The organism is Streptomyces sp. NPDC001204, assembly GCF_053598035.1.
In genome coordinates, this window is record NZ_JBSFJL010000028.1 from 21,076 (window position 1) to 44,460 (window position 23,385).

19 protein-coding genes and 5 tRNA genes are annotated in these 23,385 nt (G+C 70.5%); 12 read left to right on the forward strand and 12 right to left on the reverse strand.

Annotated elements, in window-relative coordinates:
- The coding region (locus ACWC91_RS30350) for a hypothetical protein (RefSeq protein ID WP_450726113.1) at window positions 1-384 on the reverse strand (384 nt) is incomplete at its 3' end.
- Between the two features lie 225 nt (window positions 385-609).
- Between ACWC91_RS30350 and ACWC91_RS30355 the strand changes: the two genes are divergently transcribed.
- Window positions 610-789 carry a hypothetical protein gene (locus ACWC91_RS30355; RefSeq protein WP_450643715.1) on the forward strand — a complete coding sequence of 60 codons (180 nt, stop codon included), beginning with the start codon at window positions 610-612 and terminating at the stop codon, window positions 787-789.
- A gap of 107 nt (window positions 790-896) precedes the next feature.
- Here ACWC91_RS30355 and ACWC91_RS30360 read toward each other — a convergent pair.
- Together ACWC91_RS30360 and ACWC91_RS30365 are read right to left on the reverse strand one after the other, a co-directional pair.
- Window positions 897-969, reverse strand: a tRNA-Lys gene (locus tag ACWC91_RS30360).
- A gap of 240 nt (window positions 970-1,209) precedes the next feature.
- Window positions 1,210-3,399 (reverse strand): DEAD/DEAH box helicase, encoded by a 2,190-nt coding sequence (locus tag ACWC91_RS30365; RefSeq protein ID WP_450645009.1) that lies wholly within the window; start codon window positions 3,397-3,399, stop codon window positions 1,210-1,212.
- A gap of 243 nt (window positions 3,400-3,642) precedes the next feature.
- On the opposite strand from ACWC91_RS30365, the gene ACWC91_RS30370 reads away from it, so the two are divergent.
- Window positions 3,643-3,930 carry a hypothetical protein gene (locus ACWC91_RS30370; protein ID WP_376504923.1) on the forward strand — a complete coding sequence of 96 codons (288 nt, stop codon included), beginning with the start codon at window positions 3,643-3,645 and terminating at the stop codon, window positions 3,928-3,930.
- 291 nt (window positions 3,931-4,221) lie between these two features.
- Here the strand turns inward: ACWC91_RS30370 and ACWC91_RS30375 are convergent, their stop codons facing one another.
- Window positions 4,222-4,572 carry a metallopeptidase family protein gene (locus ACWC91_RS30375; protein ID WP_225076323.1) on the reverse strand — a complete coding sequence of 117 codons (351 nt, stop codon included), beginning with the start codon at window positions 4,570-4,572 and terminating at the stop codon, window positions 4,222-4,224.
- Between the two features lie 79 nt (window positions 4,573-4,651).
- Between ACWC91_RS30375 and ACWC91_RS30380 the strand changes: the two genes are divergently transcribed.
- The 7 genes from ACWC91_RS30380 to ACWC91_RS30410 all read left to right on the forward strand — a co-directional run bounded on the left by ACWC91_RS30380 (window position 4,652) and on the right by ACWC91_RS30410 (window position 11,392).
- Complete coding sequence (locus ACWC91_RS30380; protein ID WP_225076324.1) at window positions 4,652-6,253, forward strand: metallophosphoesterase family protein; 1,602 nt, start codon at window positions 4,652-4,654, stop codon at window positions 6,251-6,253.
- Window positions 6,254-6,333: 80 nt separating this feature from the next.
- Window positions 6,334-6,406 (forward strand) — tRNA-Glu (locus tag ACWC91_RS30385).
- 48 nt (window positions 6,407-6,454) lie between these two features.
- A tRNA-Asp gene (locus ACWC91_RS30390) sits at window positions 6,455-6,529 on the forward strand.
- Window positions 6,530-6,554: 25 nt separating this feature from the next.
- Window positions 6,555-6,628 (forward strand) — tRNA-Phe (locus tag ACWC91_RS30395).
- Between the two features lie 202 nt (window positions 6,629-6,830).
- Complete coding sequence (gene hrpA / locus ACWC91_RS30400; RefSeq protein WP_450643165.1) at window positions 6,831-10,829, forward strand: ATP-dependent RNA helicase HrpA; 3,999 nt, start codon at window positions 6,831-6,833, stop codon at window positions 10,827-10,829.
- A gap of 93 nt (window positions 10,830-10,922) precedes the next feature.
- Window positions 10,923-10,997: transfer RNA gene (locus ACWC91_RS30405), tRNA-Asp, on the forward strand.
- Window positions 10,998-11,197: 200 nt separating this feature from the next.
- Window positions 11,198-11,392 (forward strand): DUF6274 family protein, encoded by a 195-nt coding sequence (locus ACWC91_RS30410; RefSeq protein WP_225076326.1) that lies wholly within the window; start codon window positions 11,198-11,200, stop codon window positions 11,390-11,392.
- 474 nt (window positions 11,393-11,866) lie between these two features.
- On the opposite strand, the gene bldC is transcribed toward ACWC91_RS30410, so the two are convergent.
- Window positions 11,867-12,073 (reverse strand): developmental transcriptional regulator BldC, encoded by a 207-nt coding sequence (bldC, locus tag ACWC91_RS30415; protein WP_003949541.1) that lies wholly within the window; start codon window positions 12,071-12,073, stop codon window positions 11,867-11,869.
- Window positions 12,074-12,660: 587 nt separating this feature from the next.
- On the reverse strand, window positions 12,661-13,527 hold the full coding sequence (locus ACWC91_RS30420) for a hypothetical protein (protein WP_225076327.1): 867 nt from the start codon (window positions 13,525-13,527) through the stop codon (window positions 12,661-12,663).
- A gap of 282 nt (window positions 13,528-13,809) precedes the next feature.
- Between ACWC91_RS30420 and ACWC91_RS30425 the strand changes: the two genes are divergently transcribed.
- Both ACWC91_RS30425 and ACWC91_RS30430 read left to right on the forward strand, forming a co-directional pair.
- Window positions 13,810-14,904, forward strand: a complete 1,095-nt coding sequence (locus tag ACWC91_RS30425; RefSeq protein WP_225076328.1) for a Leu/Phe/Val dehydrogenase — start codon at window positions 13,810-13,812, stop codon at window positions 14,902-14,904.
- 299 nt (window positions 14,905-15,203) lie between these two features.
- On the forward strand, window positions 15,204-15,455 hold the full coding sequence (locus ACWC91_RS30430) for a DUF3073 domain-containing protein (protein ID WP_141360001.1): 252 nt from the start codon (window positions 15,204-15,206) through the stop codon (window positions 15,453-15,455).
- Between the two features lie 144 nt (window positions 15,456-15,599).
- Here the strand turns inward: ACWC91_RS30430 and purM are convergent, their stop codons facing one another.
- The 6 genes from purM to purS all read right to left on the reverse strand — a co-directional run bounded on the left by purM (window position 15,600) and on the right by purS (window position 22,594).
- On the reverse strand, window positions 15,600-16,667 hold the full coding sequence (gene purM / locus ACWC91_RS30435; RefSeq protein ID WP_225076329.1) for a phosphoribosylformylglycinamidine cyclo-ligase: 1,068 nt from the start codon (window positions 16,665-16,667) through the stop codon (window positions 15,600-15,602).
- Window positions 16,668-16,699: 32 nt separating this feature from the next.
- A complete protein-coding gene (gene purF, locus ACWC91_RS30440; protein WP_225076330.1) occupies window positions 16,700-18,229 on the reverse strand; it encodes an amidophosphoribosyltransferase in 1,530 nt (509 codons plus the stop codon).
- A 235-nt stretch (window positions 18,230-18,464) separates the two neighbouring features.
- The gene (locus ACWC91_RS30445; RefSeq protein ID WP_225076331.1) at window positions 18,465-19,262 is read right to left on the reverse strand and encodes a sterol carrier family protein; all 798 of its coding nucleotides are present in this window, start codon (window positions 19,260-19,262) and stop codon (window positions 18,465-18,467) included.
- A 127-nt stretch (window positions 19,263-19,389) separates the two neighbouring features.
- Window positions 19,390-21,648 (reverse strand): phosphoribosylformylglycinamidine synthase subunit PurL, encoded by a 2,259-nt coding sequence (purL, locus tag ACWC91_RS30450; RefSeq protein WP_225076332.1) that lies wholly within the window; start codon window positions 21,646-21,648, stop codon window positions 19,390-19,392.
- The gene (gene purQ, locus ACWC91_RS30455) at window positions 21,645-22,325 is read right to left on the reverse strand and encodes a phosphoribosylformylglycinamidine synthase subunit PurQ (RefSeq protein WP_450643163.1); all 681 of its coding nucleotides are present in this window, start codon (window positions 22,323-22,325) and stop codon (window positions 21,645-21,647) included. Before purQ ends, purL begins: the two co-directional genes overlap by 4 nt.
- The gene (gene purS, locus ACWC91_RS30460; protein WP_225076334.1) at window positions 22,322-22,594 is read right to left on the reverse strand and encodes a phosphoribosylformylglycinamidine synthase subunit PurS; all 273 of its coding nucleotides are present in this window, start codon (window positions 22,592-22,594) and stop codon (window positions 22,322-22,324) included. Before purS ends, purQ begins: the two co-directional genes overlap by 4 nt.
- A 365-nt stretch (window positions 22,595-22,959) precedes the next feature.
- Here purS and ACWC91_RS30465 point away from each other — a divergent pair, with 365 nt between their 5' ends.
- Complete coding sequence (locus ACWC91_RS30465) at window positions 22,960-23,277, forward strand: histone-like nucleoid-structuring protein Lsr2 (RefSeq protein ID WP_141359994.1); 318 nt, start codon at window positions 22,960-22,962, stop codon at window positions 23,275-23,277.
- Window positions 23,278-23,385: the final 108 nt, after the last annotated feature.

Sequence of the window (23,385 nt, forward strand, 5' to 3'; positions counted from 1 at the left end):
CAGCACCGCGCTGGTTCTGCAGAAGCCGCGGACGGCGCGGTCCAGGACAGCACCGCGCTGGTTCTGCAGAAGCCGCGGACGGCGCGGTCCAGGACAGCACCGCGCTGGTTCTGCAGAAGCCGCGGACGGCGCGGTCCAGGACGGCACCGCGCTGGTTCTGCAGAAGCCGCGGACGGCGCGGTCCAGGACGGCACCGCGCTGGTTCTGCAGAAGCCGCTGCCAGGGCCTGGGGAGGTGCATCTCCGGGATGAGGACCACGATCCGGTCCTGCCGCTCCTGGGCGGCCAGCGCGCGCAGATGATCGACGAAGGGCCGGGGCAGGGAACGGGTGCGGCTGTGCAGCACCCTGGCGGTCCGCGCGCGGCGCCTGGAAGTCGTCATCATCACCGACGCCGACCACCTTGCCCAGATCCACCGCGCGGACCGGCCGGCCAGGAAGGCGACCTCACCCGACGCGGTGGTGGAGGCCGTGCGCACGCAACTCGTCGGTCTGCTCCACCTGAGCGGCTGCCGCTTCGAGTACGGCACCCTGCTCGGCCACGCCCCCGCCTGGAAGCCGACGGCTCCCTCACCGTCGGGCGCAGAACGTGGGACGTCGACCGACTCGGCATGCCCGACCAGGACATCGAACTGCGCGTCCTCGCGGGCGGCCACTTCCACGGCCGCTTCCTCCTCCGCCCGACCCCCGGTCACACCCCGCCGCTGGAGGCGCGCCTGGTCGCCGTCACCCTGGCCGACCAAGTGGGCGCACTCCAGACCACCTGGAGAACCCCAAGGCCCACAGCATGACCGACGCCGCGCCCCGGGCCGCGAAAACGCCGCGGCGCCCGGCCCGGCCGAAGCCGAACCGGGCGCCGCGAAGCAGGTCGGAGGGGACTGCCCTCCTCCCGCGGCCGTAGGCCCTGTGGGACTCGAACCCACAACCAATGGATTAAAAGTCCACTGCTCTGCCAATTGAGCTAAGGGCCCAGGCGATGTTGCCTACCCGAGCATAGCGGGAGGAGGGCCCGTCGCCGATCGGGTATCCGGGGTGCCCGGCCGGAAGTTCGGCGTGATCGGCGGTGACCGCCCCGCACACCGTCCGTCCGGACGGGGGTCGCAACGGTGGCCGGCGCCGGACCCGCCGTGGTCGGCGAGGCATGGGGGTCAAAGCCGCGGGGCCCGTACGACAGGAGTCGTACGGGCCCCGCGGGGTGGGTTCAGCCTGCGTCAGCCGTTGCGCTTCCAGCGCGGCTTGTCGTCGCGACGGCCGAAGGAACCGCCGCCGCCGCCGCGGTGGTCGTCACGGCGGCCGTAGGGGCGCTCGTGGCCACCGGAGCGGAAGCCGGGGCGGTCGCCCTGGCGGTCACGGTTGAACGGGCGGTCGCTGCCGCGGTGCCCGCCACGCTCGTCGCGCCGGGCCGGGCGGTCGTCGCGGCGGAAGCCGCCACGGTCGTCACGGCGGTCGAACGAGCCACGGTCGTCACGACGGTCGAAGGAACGGGGCGCGCGGTCCCGGTCGCGGTGGAAACCACCACGGTCGTCGCGCCGCTCGAAGGAACGGCCGCCACGGTCGCCGCGGTCGTCACGGCGGTCGTCGCGGCGGAAGCCGCCGCGGTCGTCACGACGGTCGAACGAGCCACGGTCGTCACGACGGTCGAAGGAACGGCCACCGCGGTCGCCGCGGTCGCCCCGGTCGTCACGGCGGAAGCCGCCACGGTCACCGCGGTCCCGGTCACGGTCCCGGTTGAAGCCGCCGCGGTCGTCACGGCGGTCGAACGAGCCACGGTCGTCACGACGGTCGAAGGAACGGGGCGCACGGTCCCGGTCGCGCTGGAAACCACCACGGTCCTCGCGCCGCTCACGCCGGTCGTACGACGACGGGGCCGCCGTACGCTCCTCACGCTCCGCGCCCTCTTCCCGGTCGATGCGTTCGATGTCCCGGGCCGCCGGCTGCTCCGGCACCGACACCTCGGCCACCGCCTGCTCCTCGGTCTCCGCGGCCGAGCCCTCGGAGGTCACGGTCTCGCCGCGCTCGCGGGCGAGCCGGGCGACCAGCCGGTCGGCCTCCTCGCGCAGCTCGGCCGCACGCCGCTGCGCGCGCTCCAGCTGCTTGGCGAGGTGGGTGACCTCGCGCTCGGCCAGCTGGGCCGCGGTGCCCGCGGACTCGGCCTGCACCTCGGTCATCGACCGGGCGCCGGTGATCTCGGCGACCTCCGGGTCGAAGGCCGCGCCGCCCTGGATGATGTGGCGCGAGGCGTCGACGCCCGCGTCCTCCATGAGGCGGAAGATCTGACGCCGCTGGTGCGGCAGGGACAGCGAGACCACCGTGCCCGTACGGCCCGCGCGGGCCGTACGGCCGGCCCGGTGCAGGTAGTCCTTGTGGTCGCCGGCCGGGTCGACGTTCAGCACCAGGTCGATGCCGTCGACGTGGATACCGCGGGCGGCGACGTCGGTGGCGACCAGGACGTTGACGTAACCGTCCTTGAAGTCGGCCAGGGTGCGGGTGCGGGCGCCCTGGGTCATGCCACCGTGCAGCGCCTCGGCCTTCGCACCGGCCTCGCGCAGCTGCTCGGCCACGCGGTCGGCGCCCAGCTGGGTGCGCACGAAGATGATGGTGCGGCCCTTGCGGGAGGCGATGGCAGCGGTGACCGGCGCCTTGTCCTTGGGCTTCACGATCAGGATGTGGTGGGACATGGTCGTCACCGCGCCCTGCGCCGCGTCGACCTCGTGGCTGACCGGGTCGGTCAGGTAGCGGTCGACGAGGGTCTTGATCTCGTTCTCCATCGTCGCGGAGAACAGCATCCGCTGACCGCCCGCCGGAACCTGGTCCAGCAGCTCGGTGACCTCGGGCAGGAAGCCCAGGTCGGACATCTGGTCGGCCTCGTCCAGGACCGCGATCTGCACATCCTCCAGGGAGCAGGCGCCGCGGTTGATGATGTCGCGCAGACGGCCCGGCGTGGCGACCAGGATGTCGACGCCCTTCTCCAGGGCGTAGATCTGGTTGCCCATGGAGGTGCCGCCGCAGACGACCTTCATCCTCAGGCCGACGACGTCGCCGTAGGGCTGGAGGGCGTCGGCCACCTGCATGGCCAGCTCACGGGTCGGGGTGAGGATGACGGCCCGCGGCCGCTTCCGCTCGGTGTGGCCGCCGGCCAGCGTGGCCAGGGTCGGCAGACCGAAGGAGAGGGTCTTGCCGGAGCCGGTGCGGCCCCGGCCCAGGATGTCCTTCCGGGCCAGGGCGTCCGGGATGGTCGCGGCCTGGATCGGGAAAGGCGTGGTCACGCCGTTCTGCGCGAGCTTGCGGACGACGCCCTCGGGCAGGCCGAGGTCCGCGAAGGTGATCTCCGGGGCCTCGTGGTTCTCGGGAGCGTCGTCGGCGTTCTCGGGCACGACGACGTGATCAGTGGAAATGGACATGCGAATGCGAAACCTTCCGGAGTCTCGTCGGCACGCGCCCGTCAACTCCGTGATTTCGCGCCACGACCGCCTCGATGCGGTCCGCCACGGCAAAGGAGAGTACGCGCCACACGGCGCGCTCTGCGTGGGCGCCGGGCAAATGGGATCAAACGATCTACCACCATACGCACCTTGCCCCCCCGAAGGCAAACCGGCGCCGCCGCCGCAGGTCAGCCGCTCGTCCGGCGCGGATGCCTGCCCGGCTTGTACGGGCGTTCCCTCTTCTCCAGCTGCGACCCCGTGCCATCGTGCGCCGAGGGCGACGGCTCGGCCGACGGCGGATCCGAAGACGCCGGCGGAGCGGGCGGCGAGGCCGGCGGCTGTTCGGGCGTGGCGGACGTCTGCGGGGGCGCCGGCACCGCCTCGGTCGGCGTCGGCTCGCCCGCCTTCGGCGGCGACCCGCCCGTGCCCGGCGCCGCCGACGCGCCGGGCTCGTCCGACGGCGACACCGGCGCGGACGGCGACTCGCCGGGCTTCCCCTTCCCCCCGTGACCACGCTTGCCGTCCCCGCCGCCACCCGCGCGGCCCGCGTCACCGCGGGACACCGCGTCCACCCCGCCCGGGGCCCGGCCGCCCCGGTCCCCGGCGGAGTGCGACGGCCTGACCGAGCCGGCGTCCTCCCCCACGCTCACGCAGCCGGCGGCGGCGGTGACGGCCGCGACCACGGCGGCGAGGCGGACGGATACGAACAAGGGGCGCACGGGCAGCCACCTCCGGGAGAAGAAGTCACCCTGTCCAACTCCGTTCACCCGCTGGAGGACACGCGACCGCGTCCGGCGAGCGTCAGCCGTACCCCAGCGCGTGCAGACGTTCGTCGTCGATCCCGAAGTGGTGGGCGATCTCGTGAACGACCGTCACCTCCGTCTCCGCGACGACGTCCTCACGTGTCTCGCACATGCGCAGCGTCGGCCCGCGGTAGATCGTGATCCGGTCCGGCAGCACCCCCGCGTACCACTCGCCGCGCTCCGTCAGCGGGGTCCCCTCGTACAGCCCGAGCAGCTCGGGATCATCGGCGGGCGGCTCGTCCTCGACGAACACCGCGACGTTGTCCATCAGCCGTGTCAGCTCCGGCGGAATCCGGTCGAGGGCCTCGGCCACCAGCTCCTCGAACTCCTCGCGCGTCATCTCCAGCACACGGTCATTGTCCGGCACCACCCGCACGACCATGCCGCGCACGGGCATATCGGGTGTCGGGCATGGGCATACGCGCCCAATGCCCCGCGTCCCCCTCCCAGACCCGAACCGCCCGCACCCCTTCCGAGGCATACGGAGGGCGGTGCACACCGTCGCACTCCGCCGCCGATCGACCCGTCAACGGCCGGACCTCTCCCTGGCGCAGGAGCCGCGCCCCTGGGCACGCGCCGCCGGACTGGTGGCCGTCGTCCTGGTCGGCGCCTGGCTGGGGCTGCTCGTCGTCGGCAACGTACGGGCACCGGTCGGCCCCATGAACACCACGATGACCCTGCGCCCGTCCCTGACCGGCGGCACGAAGATCAACGTCTCTCCGCTGGGCTCCCTGGAACTGGACAGCCATATCGCCCCCGTCCGCCTCGACGTGAACGTCGACCAGCTCGACCCGGCCCGCTCCCAGGCCCTGGTCGACCACCCGGAACGCCTCTCCGGCCTCCAGGACGAGGTGGCGCACGACGTCGAGCACGGCACCCTCGACCTGGCCCTGCGGTCCTGTGTGGCCGTCGTCTCCGGCGCCACCGCGCTCGGCCTCGCGGTCTACCGCCGCCCGCGCCGCGCCCTGGCGGCCGGCGGCCTGGCCCTCACCCTGCTCGCGGCGTCCGGGGCGACGGCGTACGCCACCTGGAATCCCAAGTCGGTGCTGGAGCCGAAGTTCTCCGGACTGCTGTCCTCGGCACCCTCGGTGGTCGGCAACGCGCGCAGCATCGTCACCGAGTTCGACGTCTACCAGAAGGAGCTGGCACGCCTGGTGACGAACGTGACCAAGCTCTACGACGTCACCTCCACGCTCCCCGCCTACCAGCCGGACCCGACGACCATCCGGGTCCTGCACGTCTCCGACATCCATCTCAATCCGGCGAGCTGGAAGATCATCGCCTCGCTGGTGGAGCAGTACAAGGTGGACGTGATCGTCGACTCCGGCGACACGATGGACCACGGCACCGCGGCGGAGAACGGCTTCCTGGACCCGATCGGGGACCTGGGCGTCCCCTATGTCTGGGTGCGCGGCAACCACGACTCGAAGGTCACCCAGCGCTACCTGGAGCGCATGAAGAACACGCACGTCCTGGACGACGGCCGCGCCGAGACCGTCGCCGGCCTGCGCTTCGCCGGTATCGGCGACCCCCAGTTCACCCCCGACCGCTCCGGCGCGCCGGGCGCCGACGCGTCCGAGGAACTGGCCGGCGCCCGTCTGGCCTCGGCCCTGCGCGACCAGCGGGCCAAGGGCACCCCCGTCGACATCGCCATCGCCCACGAACCGTCCGCGGCCCGCGAGACCGACGGCACCGTGCCGCTGGTGCTGTGCGGCCATCTCCACCACCAGGGGACGGAGGTCCTCAGGTACGGCACGCGGCTGCGCATGGAGGGGTCCACGGGCGGCAGCGGGCTGCGCGCGGTCGAGGGGAAGCACCCGGCCCCGATCGAGGCGTCGATCCTCTACCTCGACCGGGACAGCCGCCGCCTCCAGGCCTGGGACGCGATCAGGCTGGGCGGCCTGGGACTGACGACGGCCGAGGTCAGCCGCCATCTGCCCGAGGAGAACAAGCCGGGCGCCACCCCCTCACCGACCGCGCCCTCCCCCTCCACGGCCTCCCCGGCCACGCCCTCCCCCTCCGGCTCGTAAACGGTTTTGGCGATACCCCCGGCCATCCCCTATGCTTTTCACGTCCCCGACGCGCTGAGAAGCGCCCAGGCGGGCCGATAGCCCTCATCGTCTAGCGGCCTAGGACGCCGCCCTTTCAAGGCGGTAGCACGGGTTCGAATCCCGTTGGGGGCACGCAGTACGGTGTGCGACACTTACGTTCGTTGGTTCGCACACAACCATGGTCCTGTGGAGCAGTTTGGAGTGCTCGCCACCCTGTCAAGGTGGAGGCCGCGGGTTCAAATCCCGTCAGGACCGCTGAGGTTTCACGTGAAACCTCAACGGCTGGGTAGCTCAGTTGGTACGAGCGATCGCCTGAAAAGCGATAGGTCGCCGGTTCGACCCCGGCCCCAGCCACAGGGAAAGATCCCGCCCCTCGGGCGGGATCTTCTTTGTTTCGCCGGCACCGCCGGCAGGCAGTCGCAGACCTTCGGCCCCGGAGCGGGCATGGCACCGGCCGAGGACGGACGCGCCCACCGGGGTGCCACCGTCGGCGGCCCGCGGCCCGCGGCAAAACCGTTCGCCAGGATTTTCTCGGGGATGAGATCCTGGGTCCCGTATGTCTACGCATCCCGCCCCCGCCCTCGGCGCCCTCGCCTCCCGCCTGAACGAGTTGTCGCTGCGTGACGCGCACCGGCTCGGCCGCAGGCTCGAAGGCGCGCGCAAGATTCGCAAGCCGGAGGCGCGTGCCGCCGTCCTCGCCGAGGTCGAGGGCGAGGTCGGCAAGGCCGAGGAGCGCATGTCCGCCCGGCGATCCCGGGTGCCGGCGGTCAGCTACCCCGAGCAGTTGCCGGTCAGCCAGAAGAAGGACGAGATCGCCGACGCGATCCGCGCTCACCAGGTCGTCATCGTCGCCGGTGAGACGGGGTCCGGGAAGACCACGCAGATCCCGAAGATCTGCATGGAGCTGGGCCGGGGTGTACGCGGCATGATCGGGCACACCCAGCCCCGCCGGATCGCCGCCCGTACCGTCGCCGAGCGTGTGGCGGAGGAGCTGGACACCCCGCTCGGTGCGGCCGTCGGCTGGAAGGTGCGGTTCACCGACCAGGTGGATCCCGACGCCACGTTCGTCAAGCTGATGACGGACGGCATCCTGCTCGCCGAGATCCAGACCGACCGTGAGCTGCGGGCCTACGACACGATCATCATCGACGAGGCCCACGAGCGGTCCCTCAACATCGACTTCCTGCTGGGCTATCTCGCTCAGCTGCTGCCGCGGCGGCCGGACCTCAAGGTCGTCATCACCTCGGCCACCATCGATCCCGAGCGCTTCTCCCGGCACTTCGGCGACGCCCCGATCGTCGAGGTCAGCGGGCGGACGTACCCCGTGGAGGTGCGCTACCGGCCGCTGCTGGAGGAGGACTCCGACGACGCCGACCGGGACCAGATCACCGCGATCACGGACGCGGTGGACGAGCTCATGGCCGAGGGGCCCGGGGACATCCTCGTCTTCCTCTCCGGGGAGCGGGAGATCCGTGACACGGCCGACGCGCTCAACAAGAACTACTCCCGCGCCGGAAGCGCTGACCGGCAGAGCACCGAGGTGCTGCCGCTGTACGCCCGGCTGTCGCACGCCGAGCAGCACCGGGTCTTCCAGCCGCACACCGGCCGCAGGATCGTCCTGGCGACCAACGTCGCCGAGACCTCCCTGACCGTCCCGGGCATCAAGTACGTCATCGACCCCGGCTTCGCCCGTATCTCCCGGTACAGCCACCGCACCAAGGTGCAGCGGCTGCCGATCGAGCCGGTCTCGCAGGCCAGCGCCAACCAGCGCAAGGGCCGCTGCGGGCGTACGTCCGACGGCATCTGCATCCGGCTCTACGGCGAGGACGACTTCCTCACCCGTCCGGAGTTCACGGACGCGGAGATCCTGCGCACCAACCTCGCCTCCGTCATCCTCCAGATGACCGCGGCCGGCCTCGGCGACATCGAGAAGTTCCCGTTCATCGACCCGCCGGACCACCGCAACATCCGGGACGGCGTGCAGCTGCTCCAGGAGCTGGGCGCGCTGGACCCGGCGCAGAAGGACCCCCGCAAACGACTCACGGAGACCGGCCGCAAGCTCGCCCAGCTGCCGGTCGACCCGCGCCTGGCCCGCATGGTGCTGGAGGCCGACCGCAACGGCTGCGTCCGCGAGGTCATGGTGATCGCCGCCGCGCTGTCCATCCAGGACCCGCGCGAGCGTCCCGCCGAGAAGCAGACCCAGGCCGATCAGCAGCACGCCCGCTTCCGGGACGAGACCAGCGACTTCCTCGCCTACCTCAATCTGTGGCGCTACATCCGCGAGCAGCAGAAGGAGCGGGGCTCCTCGTCGTTCCGGCGCATGTGCAAGCAGGAGTTCCTGAACTTCCTGCGTATCCGCGAATGGCAGGACATCTACAGCCAGTTGCGCACGGTCGCCAAGCAGATGGGCATCCACCTCGACGACCAGGACGCGCCCGCCGACCGGATCCACGTCTCGCTGCTGGCCGGTCTGCTCTCGCACATCGGCATGAAGGACGTGAAGGAGTCCAAGGACTCCGGGGCCGGCGCACGCAAGGACGGCGGCCGGAACGAGTACCTGGGCGCCCGCAACGCCAAGTTCGCGATCTTCCCCGGCTCGGCGCTGTTCAAGAAGCCGCCGCGCTTCGTGATGTCCGCCGAGCTCGTCGAGACCTCCCGTCTGTGGGCTCGCGTCAACGCGAGGATCGAACCGGAGTGGGTCGAGCCGCTGGCCGGGCACCTGCTGAAGCGGACCTACAGCGAACCGCACTGGGAGAAGGACCAGGCGGCGGTGATGGCGTACGAGAAGGTCACGCTGTACGGCGTTCCGATCGTCGCCCAGCGGAAGGTGAACTACGGGCGGATCGACGCGGAGCTCAGCCGGGAGCTGTTCATCCGCAACGCGCTCGTCGAGGGCGACTGGCGCACGCACCACAAGTTCTTCGCCGACAACCGCAGGCTCCTCAGCGAGGTGGAGGAGCTGGAGCACCGGGCCCGGCGCCGGGACATCGTCGTGGACGACGAGACGCTGTTCGACTTCTACGACCGGCGGGTGCCCGAACACGTCGTCTCCGGGGCGCACTTCGACTCCTGGTGGAAGCGGAAGCGGCACGAGCAGCCGGACTTCCTGGACTTCGAGCGGGAGATGCTCATCCGGGAGTCGGCGGAGGCGGTCACCAAGGCCGACTATCCGGACTCCTGGCGGCAGGGGAACCTCAAGTTCCGGGTGACGTACCAGTTCGAGCCGGGCGCGGACGCGGACGGCGTGACCGTCCACATCCCGTTGCAGGTGCTGAACCAGGTCACGGACGAGGGCTTCGACTGGCAGATCCCGGGGCTGCGCGAGGAGGTCGTCACCGAGCTGATCCGCTCCCTGCCCAAGCCCATCCGCCGCCACTACGTGCCGGCGCCGAACTACGCGAAGGCGTTCCTGGAGTCCGCGGTGCCGTTGCAGGAGCCGCTGACCACCACCATGGCGCGTGAGCTGAAGCGGATGGTCGGTGTGCCCTTCGAGGCCGAGGACTTCGACTGGTCCAGGATCCCCGACCATCTGAAGATCACCTTCCGGATCGTCGACGAGCGGCGCCGCAAGCTGGCCGAGGACAAGGATCTCCAGGCGCTGAAGCTGACGCTGAAGCCCAGGGCGCGCAAGGCCCTGTCCCAGGCCGCCGCGGCGACCGCGGAGCGACAGGGCGGGGAGTCCCTGGAGCGCAAGGGTCTGACCGACTGGAGCATCGGCACGCTCACCCGGGTCTTCGAGACCCGCCGGGCCGGCCAGCCGGTGAAGGCCTACCCGGCGCTCGTCGACGATGGCGACACCGTGTCCGTACGGCTCTTCGACACCGAGGCCGAGCAGGCCGAGGCGATGTGGCGGGGCACGCGGCGGCTGATCCTGCGCAACATCCCGGTCAACCCGGCGAAGTTCGCGTCCGAAAAGCTGAGCAACCAGCAGAAGCTCGCCCTCTCGGCGAACCCGCACGGCTCGGTCCAGGCGCTGTTCGACGACTGCGCGACGGCGGCGGCGGACCGGCTGATCGCGGACTTCGGCGGGCCGGTCTGGGACGAGGAGTCGTACCGGAAGCTGTACGACAAGGTGCGTGCCGACATCGTGGACACGACCGTGCGGACGGTGGGCCAGGTGCAGCAGGTACTGGCCGCCTGGCAGGCCTGTGAGCGCCGCCTGAAGGCCGTACGCAGCCCCGCGCTGCTGCCGAACCTGGCGGACCTGCGGGCTCAGCTGGACGGCCTGGTGAAGCCCGGTTTCGTCACGGCGTCCGGGGTACGGCGTCTGCCGGACCTGATGCGCTATCTGGTGGCCGCCGACCGCCGCCTCCAGCAGATGCCGACGAACGTCCAGCGGGACACCACGCGCATGGAGAAGGTCCACGAGATGCGGGACGAGTACGCGTGGCTGCTCGAGCAGATGCCGAAGGGCCGGCCGGTGCCGTCCTCGGTCCTGGACATCCGCTGGATGATCGAGGAGCTGCGGGTGAGCTACTTCGCGCACGCGCTGGGCACGGCGTACCCGGTCTCGGACAAGCGGATCGTGAAGGCGATCGACGCGGCCGTCCCGTGATGACACGTGCACGCTAAGTGAGTTCGACCCCGGGCCCCCGCTCCTGTACAGTCTCTTCTCGCAGCGCAACGCACGAATGGCGCCGCAAAACGAGGTCCTGTGGAGCAGTTTGGAGTGCTCGCCACCCTGTCAAGGTGGAGGCCGCGGGTTCAAATCCCGTCAGGACCGCTTTGTCAAGAGGGCCCGTCCCCCCGAGGGGGACGGGCCCTCTTCCCGTGCGCTCGCGCACCCCGTCCGCACGGCCCCTTCCGGAGGTGCGGAGGGGCCCTGTGGCGGCCTGTGGCGCGCCGCCGTGTCTTGACGGCGTCACATTCCCTCGGTACCCAGGGAGCAGGCTCGGCTCCCCCGCGGTCCACTGGAGGTGGCGTATGGCGGCATCGGCCAGGCACGAGACGCGGGCGCTGCTCCGCGCACATCTCGCGGCAGCCTCGTCGTACCGCCATCTCACCCGTCGCTGCGCCGTCTGCCACCACCTGCTGCGACTGGAGATGGCCGGCGCCCCTCGGACGGCCTCCGGCGCCCCGGAGGAGCCGGAGGAGGGCGACAGCCCCTCGACGGCGTGAACCGCGCCGGGGCGCACCTCGAATCCCGAACTCCCTTGCAGGCGTGGGGCGATGGAACCGGAGCCTCCACTAGCGCAGAGACACGGTCGGCAACAAGCGCCTCGGCATGTGACGGGTGTCACCGAATGAGTTTCTGAAAGTGCGGTACTTACACCCGCCCTACACAGGGTCAATTTAATATGTGCAATTGCACTGCCCTGCGGGTTGCTCCACAGATGATCCGCCGAGCCTCCCCAGACTCCGACAAGCCCGCTCACAGAGCCACCCCGCGGGCTCCGGAAGGCACACAAAAAAGATCGCGCTGGACCCGGCGGAGTCCAGCGCGATCGACGACGCACCCTTGTTCACTTGCCTACGGAGCTCTGACGGCTTGGGCGTGGGGCCTGTTGGGGCAGGACCCGCGTCGCTTGGAGCTGTGGCTCCGGGCGCCTCGGCCAGTGGGGGACCAGCCGGTTCGTCCGGTTATTCGGTTGTTCAGGCCTCGCTGCGCTGCTGCGGAATACCCGCGAGCAGTGCGCGGACCTCAGCCTCGCGGTATCGGCGGTGCCCGCCGAGCGTGCGGATCGACGTGAGCTTGCCGGCCTTCGCCCAGCGCGTGACCGTCTTGGGGTCGACGCGGAACATGGTGGCGACCTCAGCCGGGGTCAGCAGCGGCTCGGCATCAGGGGTGCGAGCGGTCATGAGCGGCCTCCTCGGGAGAACCGAACCTTCTCGGTTCTTTCCTCTAAATTCTGCACCTTGACCCGCGTTGCCCGAAATGGCGGACGCGAGTCGAGTCGGTTATAGGACGAACGGCTTGTCCTCGGCACTACAACTACACCATCTGTCCAGCCGCGTCGGCCAAACCGATGGAATTGCCCTCCCAGGTGTTCATCAGCGACGGAAGCCGATGGACCATGCCATAGCGGACAGTCACGCCACTGTGACGATCAGTCACAGCACGATCAGGAGTCGCCAGACCCCCCAAAGAGTGCAATACGGAGATTCCGCCCACAGTGGAGCACAGTTGGACGGATGGAGCCCTCCCCGGACTCCTTGTCCTATTTTGGCACGAGGAGTGGCAAGCGGCGCAAGGGTCGGGTAAGTGCCGTCCGTCACCCTTGATGCAAACGCCCGGATCGGAACCTACGTCCCGTCAGCTCCCGGAAACGTCCTCGACGGTACGCCGTTCACAACCTGTTCAACCGTGATCTGGGTCACCCCGGACAGGGGCTCGCACGGGCTCGCACGGGGTCGCGCGGGGTCGACCGGCCGTTCCTGGTGCGGCGTCAGTTCGCGGAGCGCCGGTCGCGCACCGCCCGCCAGCGCTCCACGAGCCGCCCGTACGCCTCTCCCGCGGCCGCCCCGTCGCCCCGGCGCAGCGCCTCGATACCCTCGGCCACATCGGCGGCCGAGTGGTCGCCCTCCAGCTCGCCGGCCGGCAGCGCATGCACCAGCCCGCCGTAGTCGAGCTCCACCAGCGAGCGCGGATGGAACTCCTCCAGCCAGCGTCCGACGTCCACCAGGCCGTCGATCAGCGGCCCCTCGTCGATGGCGTCCTTCAGCGCCCGCAGCCCGCGCGCCACCCGCCGCCGCGCCTGCACCATCGGTGTGCGGTAGCGCAGCACCGGCACGTCGCCGCCGAAGCCGGGGTCCCCGGCCCCACCGGAGCCCTTGGCGTACTCCCGTTCCTCGTCCGAGACCAGCACGAACCAGTTCAGCGGCACCTGCCAGGTCGCGGTGCGGATCCAGGGGCGGGCGTCGGGGTTGTCGGCCAGCCAGCGCTCGTAGTCCTGGGTGGCCTGGCGGCGCACCACCGGCGGCAGGACCGCGTCCAGCACGGCCACCGGGAACTCCTCGGCGAGGTCGCCCAGGGCCTGCCAGCCGCGCAGCCGGGTGCGCCAGGGGCAGACGCAGACCACCCCGTCGACGTCGAGCACGAACGCGTCCGCGCTCTCGTGCACCGGAACCGGCACCGGCGGAGTGGGCAGCAGGTCGGCCAGCGAGCGGCGCAGTTCGTCCTGGTAGGAGGGGCGGTCGGGGCGGCGGGCATAGCGCGCCCAGTGGCTGCGCTCCGGCTCCGGGAAGGCGGCCAGCGGCTCGTAGACGCGCAAGTAGGTCGCGTACGGAACGACCACGGAGGACACCTTGGGCACGCCTGCTCCCTCCCCACCGGACCGGACCCGAAACCCGCCCGGCCCGCACCCGGGTGGACGGAAAACCACTGCAAATCGTCCCACGCCCGGGTGGCGGCGTACTCCGGGGGAGGGTGATCCCCACCACCAGGGTCATGGAAGGCGGGGTCAGGGTCTAATCTCCTGCTGAGCGGCCCACCGGCCGCCGCACACCACCCCTCCTCCCGTCTCCGCCACCACAACGCGCGGGGGTCCTCGGAGGGCCAGTCCCCGCTCGCCGCTACTTCCCCGGGAGTCACCACCGTGACCGACGTGACCAACGGCGTCCTGCACACCCTGTTCCACTCGGAGCAGGGGGGTCATGAGCAAGTCGTGCTCTGTCAGGACCGCGCCAGCGGCCTCAAGGCCGTCATCGCCATCCACTCCACCGCCCTGGGCCCCGCGCTCGGCGGTACGCGCTTCTACCCGTACGCGAACGAGGAGCAGGCCGTCGCCGACGCGCTGAACCTCGCGCGCGGCATGTCGTACAAGAACGCCATGGCCGGCCTCCGCCACGGCGGCGGCAAGGCCGTGATCATCGGTGACCCGGAGCAGATCAAGACCGAGGAACTGCTGCTCGCCTACGGGCGGTTCGTGGCCTCGCTCGGCGGGCGTTACGTCACCGCCTGCGACGTCGGCACGTACGTGGCCGACATGGACGTCGTGGCGCGCGAGTGCCGCTGGACCACCGGCCGTTCGCCCGAGAACGGCGGCGCCGGCGACTCCTCGGTGCTGACCTCCTTCGGCGTCTACCAGGGCATGCGCGCCTCCGCCCAGCACCTGTGGGGCGACCCGTCGCTGCGCGACCGCAAGGTCGGCATCGCGGGCGTCGGCAAGGTCGGGCACCACCTCGTCGAGCACCTGCTCAAGGAGGGCGCCCAGGTCGTGATCACGGACGTCCGGCAGGACGCCGTGCGGCGCATCGTCGACAAGCACCCCGCCGTCCAGGTGGCGGCCGACACCGACGCGCTGATCCGCACCGAGGGGCTGGACGTCTACGCCCCCTGCGCGCTCGGCGGCGCCCTGAACGACGACACCGTGCCGGTGCTGACCGCCAAGGTGGTGTGCGGCGCGGCCAACAACCAGCTCGCCCACCCGGGTGTCGAGAAGGATCTGGCCGACCGCTCGATCCTCTACGCGCCGGACTACGTGGTGAACGCCGGCGGTGTCATCCAGGTCGCCGACGAGCTGAACGGCTTCGACTTCGACCGGTGCAAGGCGAAGGCGTCGGAGATCTTCGACACCACCCTGGCCATATTCGCACGTGCGAAGGATGACGGGATTCCGCCGGCCGCGGCGGCCGACCGGATCGCCGAGCAGCGGATGTCGGAAGCCAGGAGCGCCCGGGCCGCGGGCTGACGGCACGGCGGACGTCGCGCGTCCGCGCGGTACCTGCCGGTGGACAGTTGGAGAGAACTCTCACTTCCACCGGCGGGTCGTCTGCGGATAAGTGGTTAAAATCGCCACTGACCAGCAAGGACAGGCTTCCTCGACGGTCCTGTGCACACGCGCGTCCGGTGGGCGACGTACCGTATGGGCGCGGGCTCAGGTACCGTGGAAGCCCTACGGACCGGTCTCTCCACGGAGAGCCCGTTCCGGATCATGAACGCGTGTCAGACTCTGGGGCCGTTGAGCCCCGTCGTTGAGGGGGTCGAGCCATGGGGCGCGGCCGGGCCAAGGCCAAGCAGACGAAGGTCGCCCGCCAGCTGAAGTACAACAGCGGTGGGACGGACCTCTCACGCCTGGCCGAGGAGCTGGGCGCATCGACGTCGAATCAGTCACCGAACGGCGACCGTTTCGAGGACGATGAGCACGACGACGACCCGTACGCACGGTACGCCGATCTGTACGAGGACGACGACGAGGACGAGGACGACAACTCCTCGCGGCAGCACCGTCGCGGCGCATAGCGCCCGCGGCGGCTCAGCCGTTTCCAGCGTGCCGTAGGCATCGCATCTCACCCGGTCCGGGGCTCACACACCGGACCGGGTTTCGTGCGCCCGCCGGCGCCCACCGGGCGCCGGCTGCCGGAGCGTGCCGGTCACGGGTGCGGTTCACGCGTGGTCGCCCACCAGGGCCGCGCCCGTGGGGTGCTCGCCGCGGTCGGTGATCTCGCCGGCCACCCAGGCGTCGAGCCCGCGGTCGGCCAGGGTGGCGAGGGCCACGTCGACCGACTCCTCGGGCACGATCCCGATCATGCCCACGCCCATGTTGAGGGTCTTCTCCAGCTCCAGCCGCTCGACGTCGCCGGTCTTGGCGACCAGGTCGAAGACGGGGGCCGGGGTCCAGGTGGAGCGGTCGACCACGGCGTGCAGGCCGTCCGGGATCACCCGGGCCAGGTTGGCGGCGAGTCCGCCGCCGGTGACGTGGCTGAAGGCGTGCACCTCGGTGGTGCGGATCAGCGCCAGGCAGTCCAGCGAGTAGATCCTGGTCGGCTCCAGCAGCTCCTCGCCGAGGGTGCGGCCGAGGTCCTCGACATGCGCCTCCAGCGGCAGACCGGCCCGGTCCAGCAGCACATGCCTGACCAGGGAGTACCCGTTGGAGTGAAGCCCGGAAGCCGCCATGGCGATCACCGCGTCACCCTTACGGATGCGATCCGGGCCGAGCAGCCGGTCCGCCTCCACGACGCCCGTACCGGCGCCGGCGACGTCGAAGTCGTCCGCGCCGAGCAGTCCCGGGTGTTCCGCCGTCTCGCCGCCGATCAGCGCGCAGCCGGCCAGGACACAGCCCTCGGCGATGCCCTTGACGATGGCGGCGACCCGCTCGGGGTGGACCTTGCCGACGCAGATGTAGTCGGTCATGAACAGCGGCTCGGCGCCGCACACCACGATGTCGTCCATGACCATGGCGACCAGGTCGTGGCCGATGGTGTCGTACACGCCGAGCCGGCGGGCGATGTCGACCTTGGTGCCGACGCCGTCGGTGGCGGAGGCCAGCAGCGGGCGTTCGTAGCGCTTGAGGGCGGAGGCGTCGAAGAGGCCGGCGAAGCCGCCGAGGCCACCGAGCACCTCGGGGCGGCGGGTCTTCTTCACCCACTCCTTCATGAGCTCTACGGCGCGGTCGCCCGCCTCGATGTCGACGCCCGCGCTCGCGTAGCTGGCGCCAGTGGTCTCGGAAGACATGACCTTGGGAACCTTCGTGTCGTCTTGCGTGCTTACGGGCGGCGGATCGCGTCGGCCGCGGCCGTGGCGGCCGGCCCGGCGGCCAGCTCGGACTCCAGCAGCTGCTTGCCGAGCAGCTCGGGGTCGGGCAGCTCCATCGGGTACTCGCCGTCGAAGCAGGCGCGGCACAGGTTCGGCTTGGCGATGGTGGTCGCCTCGATCATGCCGTCGATGGAGATGTACGCCAGCGAGTCGGCGCCCAGCGAGGTGCCGATCTCGTCGATGCTCATGCCGTTGGCGATGAGCTCGGCCCGGGTGGCGAAGTCGATGCCGAAGAAGCAGGGCCACTTCACCGGCGGCGAGGAGATCCGGATGTGCACCTCGGCGGCGCCGGCCTCGCGCAGCATCCGCACCAGGGCCCGCTGGGTGTTGCCGCGCACGATCGAGTCGTCGACGACGACCAGGCGCTTGCCCTTGATGACTTCCTTCAGCGGGTTCAGCTTCAGGCGGATGCCGATCTGGCGGATGGTCTGCGAGGGCTGGATGAAGGTGCGGCCGACGTAGGCGTTCTTCACCAGTCCGCTGCCGAAGGGGATGCCGGACGCCTCCGCGTAGCCGATGGCGGCGGGGGTGCCGGACTCCGGGGTCGCTATGACGAGGTCGGCGTCGACGGGGGCCTCCTTCGCCAGGCGGCGGCCCATCTCGACGCGGGAGAGGTAGACGTTCCGGCCGGCGATGTCGGTGTCCGGGCGGGCCAGGTACACGTACTCGAAGACACAGCCCTTGGGCTTCGCTTCCGCGAATCGGGACGTGCGCAGACCGTTCTCGTCGATGGCGACGAACTCGCCGGGCTCTATCTCCCGGACGAAGCTGGCACCGGTGATGTCCAGCGCTGCGGTCTCCGAGGCGACGACCCAGCCGCGCTCCAGGCGGCCCAGGACCAGCGGGCGGATGCCCTGCGGGTCACGGGCGGCGTAGAGGGTGTGCTCGTCCATGAAGACGAGACTGAAGGCGCCCTTGACCTGCGGCAGGACGGTGTGGGCCGCCTGCTCGATGGTCAGCGGCTTGCCGTCGGCGTCGACCTGGGCGGCCAGCAGGGCCGTGAGGAGGTCGGTGTCGTTGGTGGCCGCGACGCGGGTGGAGCGCCCGTTGTTGTCCTTCGGCAGGTCGGCGACCAGCTCGGCGAGCCGGGCGGTGTTGACCAGGTTCCCGTTGTGGCCGAGAGCGATCGATCCGTGCGCGGTGGCGCGGAACGTCGGCTGGGCGTTCTCCCAGACGGAGGCGCCGGTGGTCGAGTAGCGGGCGTGTCCGACCGCGATATGACCTTGGAGGGAGCCGAGCGAGGTCTCGTCGAAGACCTGGGAGACCAGTCCCATGTCCTTGAAGACGAGGATCTGGGAGCCGTTGCTGACCGCGATACCCGCGGATTCCTGGCCCCGATGCTGGAGGGCGTACAGCCCGAAGTACGTGAGCTTTGCGACCTCTTCACCCGGAGCCCAGACACCGAAGACGCCGCACGCGTCCTGGGGGCCCTTCTCACCGGGGAGCAGGTCGTGGTTGAGTCGTCCGTCACCACGTGGCACGGCTCCGAGTGTAGGCGAGGTCGACCACTGTTCCGAATTGGGGGATGCGCGCCGGTCCGGGGCCGCTCTCGCCCCTTTTCCCGAGCACCGTCGCCGTTTCAGCAGGTCAGAGCGCTGCATCGATGATCCATCCGCTGACGACGGTGCCGCCGGGAAGTCGCTGCGTACTTTTCCGGGGTGGACATGAGTGAGGTGTCGCACATCATTCGGGCCGTGGACACCGTGGGGAGCGGGTTCAGGCCAGGAGCGGAAGCAGCCCGCCGAGATCGGCCCGCTCCCCGCTCGCGCTGACCTCGGCGGCCGCCACGGCGTCCTGCCACGCCAGTCGGCCGGCGGCCAGCCGGACCCAGGTCAGCGGGTCCGTCTCGACGACGTTGGGCGGGGTGCCGCGGGTGTGCCGGGGTCCCTGCACGCACTGCACGACGGCGTACGGCGGGATGCGCACTTCGGTCGATCCGCCGGGCGCGCGGGCGGCGAGCGCGTCGGCCAGCAGCCGTGTGGCGGCGGCCAGCGCCTGACGGTCGTAGGGGATGTCCAGGCCCGGCACGGCGGCGTTCAGGTCGTCGGTGTGGACGACGAGTTCGACGGCGCGGGTGACGACGTAGTCGGCCAGCGGCAGGGCGCCCGCGCTGGTGTCGAGCAGCCGGGTGCCGGGGTGGCCGGCGAGAGCGGCCGTGAAGTTCCGTTCGGCGGCGTCGAGGTAGGTGACGAGGTCGGGGTTGCGCTCGGCGAGTTCGCGGGCGTGTGCCGCGATGGCCGGGGCCTCGGCGCCGATGGCCGACGGCCAGTCGAGCAGTGCGCCGTCCTGCCGGGCCGGCTCGGGCCGGTCGAGCAGCCGGCCGACGGCCGACAGGGTCATGCCGACGTGGGCGACCAGATCCCGCACGGTCCAGTCACCGAGCCGCGTGGGCAGCGCGAGCTGTTCGGGGGACAGCGTGCGTACGGCGTCCCGCACATGGCCGAACTGCGCCAGCACGGCGGCACGGGTCCTGCCGGGGTCGTAGGTCCGGGTGCGCTTCTTGACCGGGGGCATGGCGGCGAGCCTATGCCTTCACGGCTCGACCGCCCCGGCCTGTGACCGGCGACCGCGTCCCCGGGGAACGCACAGGCGGGCCCCGCCCTGAACCGGACGGGGCCCGCACCGCGTCTGCCGAGGGGACTTACGCCAGCAGCGCCGGGATCGTTCCCTCGTGGGCCTCGCGCAGCTCGGTCAGGGGCAGCTCGAACTCGCCCTGGACCTCGATCGAGTCGCCGTCCACGACACCGATGCGGGTGACGGGCAGGCCCCGCGCGCCGCACATGTCGTTGAAGCGGACCTCCTCGGAGCGCGGCACCGCGACGATCGCGCGGCCGGCCGACTCCGACAGCAGGAAGGTGAACGCGTCCAGGCCGTCGGGTACGACCAGACGCGCGCCCTTGCCGCCCAGGAGGGCGGACTCCACGACCGCCTGCACCAGGCCGCCGTCGGACAGGTCGTGCGCGGAGTCGATCATGCCGTCGCGGGAGGCGGAGATCAGGATCTCGGCCAGCAGCCGCTCACGCTCCAGGTCGACCTTCGGGGGCAGGCCGCCGAGGTGGTCGTGGACCACCTGCGACCAGGCCGAGCCGCCGAACTCCTCGCGCGTGTCGCCGAGGAGGTACAGCAGCTGGCCCTCCTCCTGGAAGGCGACCGGGGTGCGGCGGGACACGTCGTCGATCACGCCGAGGACGGCGACCACCGGGGTCGGGTGGATGGCGGCCTCGCCCGTCTGGTTGTAGAGCGAGACGTTGCCGCCGGTCACCGGGGTGCCCAGCTGCTTGCAGCCGTCCGCCAGACCGCGCACGGCCTCCGCGAACTGCCACATCACGGCCGGGTCCTCGGGCGAGCCGAAGTTCAGGCAGTCGGAGACCGCCAGCGGCTTCGCACCCGTGGTGGCGACGTTGCGGTACGCCTCCGCCAGCGCGAGCTGGGCGCCGGTGTACGGGTCGAGCTTGGCGTAACGGCCGTTGCCGTCGGTGGCGAGGGCGACGCCGAGGCCGGTCTCCTCGTCGATCCGGATCATGCCGGAGTCCTCGGGCATGGCCAGCACGGTGTTGCCCTGCACGAAGTGGTCGTACTGCTGGGTGATCCACTTCTTGGACGCCTGGTTCGGGGACGCCACCAGCTTCAGGACCTGGTCCTTCAGCTCCTCGGCCGTCCGCGGGCGCGGCAGCTTGTTCGCGTCGTCGGCCTGGAGGGCGTCCTGCCAGTGGGGGCGCGCGTACGGGCGCTCGTAGACCGGGCCCTCGTGGGCGACCGTGCGCGGGTCGACATCGACGATCTTGCCGCCGTGCCAGTAGATCTCCAGCCGGTCGCCGTCGGTCACCTCACCGATGACGGTGGCGATGACGTCCCACTTCTCGCAGATCTCCAGGAAGCGGTCGACCTTCTCCGGTTCGACGACCGCGCACATGCGCTCCTGCGACTCGCTCATGAGGATCTCCTCGGGCGAGAGCGTGGAGTCGCGCAGGGGGACGTCGTCCAGGATGACGCGCATGCCGCCGGAGCCGTTGGAGGCCAGCTCGCTCGTCGCGCAGGACAGTCCGGCCGCGCCGAGGTCCTGGATGCCGACGACCAGCTTCTCGGCGAAGGCCTCCAGGGTGCACTCGATGAGCAGCTTCTCCTGGAAGGGGTCGCCGACCTGGACCGCGGGGCGCTTGGACGGCTTGGCGTCGTCGAAGGTCTCCGAGGCGAGGATCGACGCGCCGCCGATGCCGTCGCCGCCCGTGCGGGCGCCGTACAGGATGACCTTGTTGCCCGTGCCCGAGGCCTTGGCCAGGTGGATGTCCTCGTGCCGCATCACGCCGACGCAGCCCGCGTTGACCAGCGGGTTGCCCTGGTAGCAGGCGTCGAAGACGACCTCGCCGCCGATGTTGGGCAGGCCCAGGCAGTTGCCGTAGCCGCCGATGCCCGCCACCACGCCGGGGAGCACCCGCTTGGTGTCGGGGTGGTCGGCGGCGCCGAAGCGCAGCGGGTCGACGACGGCGACCGGGCGCGCGCCCATCGCGATGATGTCGCGCACGATGCCGCCGACGCCCGTGGCCGCGCCCTGGTAGGGCTCGACGTAGGAGGGGTGGTTGTGCGACTCGACCTTGAAGGTGACCGCGTAGCCCTGGCCGACGTCCACGACACCGGCGTTCTCGCCGATGCCGACGAGCAGGGCGTCGTTCTCGGGGGCCTTCTCGCCGAACTGGCGCAGGTGCACCTTGGAGGACTTGTACGAGCAGTGCTCGGACCACATGACGGAGTACATGGCGAGCTCGGCGCCGGTCGGGCGGCGGCCCAGGATCTCCACGACCCGCTCGTACTCGTCCTTCTTCAGGCCGAGTTCGGCCCAGGGCAGCTCGACGTCGGGGGTCGCGGCCGCGTGCTCGACCGTGTCCAGAGGCGTCCTGCTCATGCGGTGACCAGCTTCTTGAGGATCGAGGTGAAGAAGGGCAGGCCGTCGGTACGTCCCGTACCGATCAGCGGCTCGGTGGCGTGCTCGGGGTGCGGCATGAGGCCCACGACGTTGCCGGCCTCGTTGGTGATGCCGGCGATGTCCCGCAGCGAGCCGTTGGGGTTGCCGTCCACGTACCGGAAGGCGACGCGGCCCTCCGCCTCCAGCTTGTCCAGCGTGTACGTGTCGGCGACGTACCGGCCGTCCATGTTCTTCAGCGGGATGTGGATCTCCTGGCCGGCGGTGTAGTCGCTCGTCCAGGCGGTCGACGCGTTCTCCACCCGCAGCTTCTGGTCGCGGCAGATGAAGTGCAGGTGGTCGTTGCCGAGCATCGCGCCCGGGAGGAGATGGGCCTCGGTGAGGACCTGGAAGCCGTTGCAGATGCCAAGCACCGGCAGGCCGGCCCTCGCCTGCTCGATGACGCTCTCCATCACCGGCGAGAAGCGGGAGATGGCGCCGGCCCGCAGATAGTCGCCGTAGGAGAAACCGCCCGGCAGGACGACCGCGTCGACCTGCTTGAGGTCCTTGTCCCGGTGCCAGAGGGCGACCGGTTCGGCGCCCGCGCGGCCGATCGCGCGCCGGGTGTCCCGGTCGTCGAGACTGCCGGGGAAAGTGACGACGCCAATACGAGCGGTCACTTCGCGGCCTCCGCGACTTCCGCCGTGTCCTCGACCTTGACGGTGAAGTCCTCGATCACGGTGTTGGCGAGGAAGGATTCGGCAAGATCGTGAATGCGGGCGAGCGCGGCCTCATCGACGGGCCCGTCCACTTCCAGTTCGAATCGCTTTCCCTGACGGACGTCGGAGATGCCTTCGAAACCCAGCCGCGGCAGTGCGCGCTGCACCGCCTGGCCCTGGGGGTCGAGGATCTCCGGCTTGAGCATGACGTCGACTACGACGCGTGCCACTGGCACTCCCGGTGTGTGGTGCTGAGCAGGTTCCTTCAGACTACCCGCACAAAATTTCTACGCGAGTAGACTCGTAGGAATCTACGTGACGTCCGTCACGGCCTCCCACCGATGGGCGGTCTTCGTGAAAAGTTCTGGGAAAGTTCGGCGTTCGGCGACCGATCCGGTATTGAGCCGGGACACGCGGACAGATTTAGTCGGGCTTCCCATTGCAATGCCCGGCACTGTACAAATGAATTGGCAACAGCCGATACTTTTCCCGATAACAGGCGGACAGTCGACATCTCCGAACATCTCCGCACGTCATGCATCGGCATGGCGGAGCCGGTGAGCCGCAGAGATGCCGCACGAAGGGACCGATATTCGTGGCGCAGCGTGTCGTGGTCACTCTCTTTGACGACATCGACGGCTCGGAAGCGGCGGAGACGATCGCCTTCGGACTGGACGGCAAGTTCTACGAGATCGACCTGAACCAAGCCAATGCCAAGAAACTGCGTAAGGCGCTCGCGCCGTACGTGGAAGCAGGCCGCAAACGGTCGAAGTCGGGCAAGACCTACCGGCAGACGGAGGTCGCCCCCGATCCCGCCGCCGTCCGCGCCTGGGCGCAGGCCCACAAAATGGACGTGCCGGCCCGCGGCCGCATCCCCAAGAAGGTCTACGAGGCGTTCAGCGCGGCCCAGTGACGGGTCGCTCCCGGAGCGCCCGGGCCGTGATCCAGGGCCCGTCAGCGGGCCCTGGGGACAACCGACTTGCGCACACCCCCCGTTGATCAGCTAATGTCTGGAGCACGC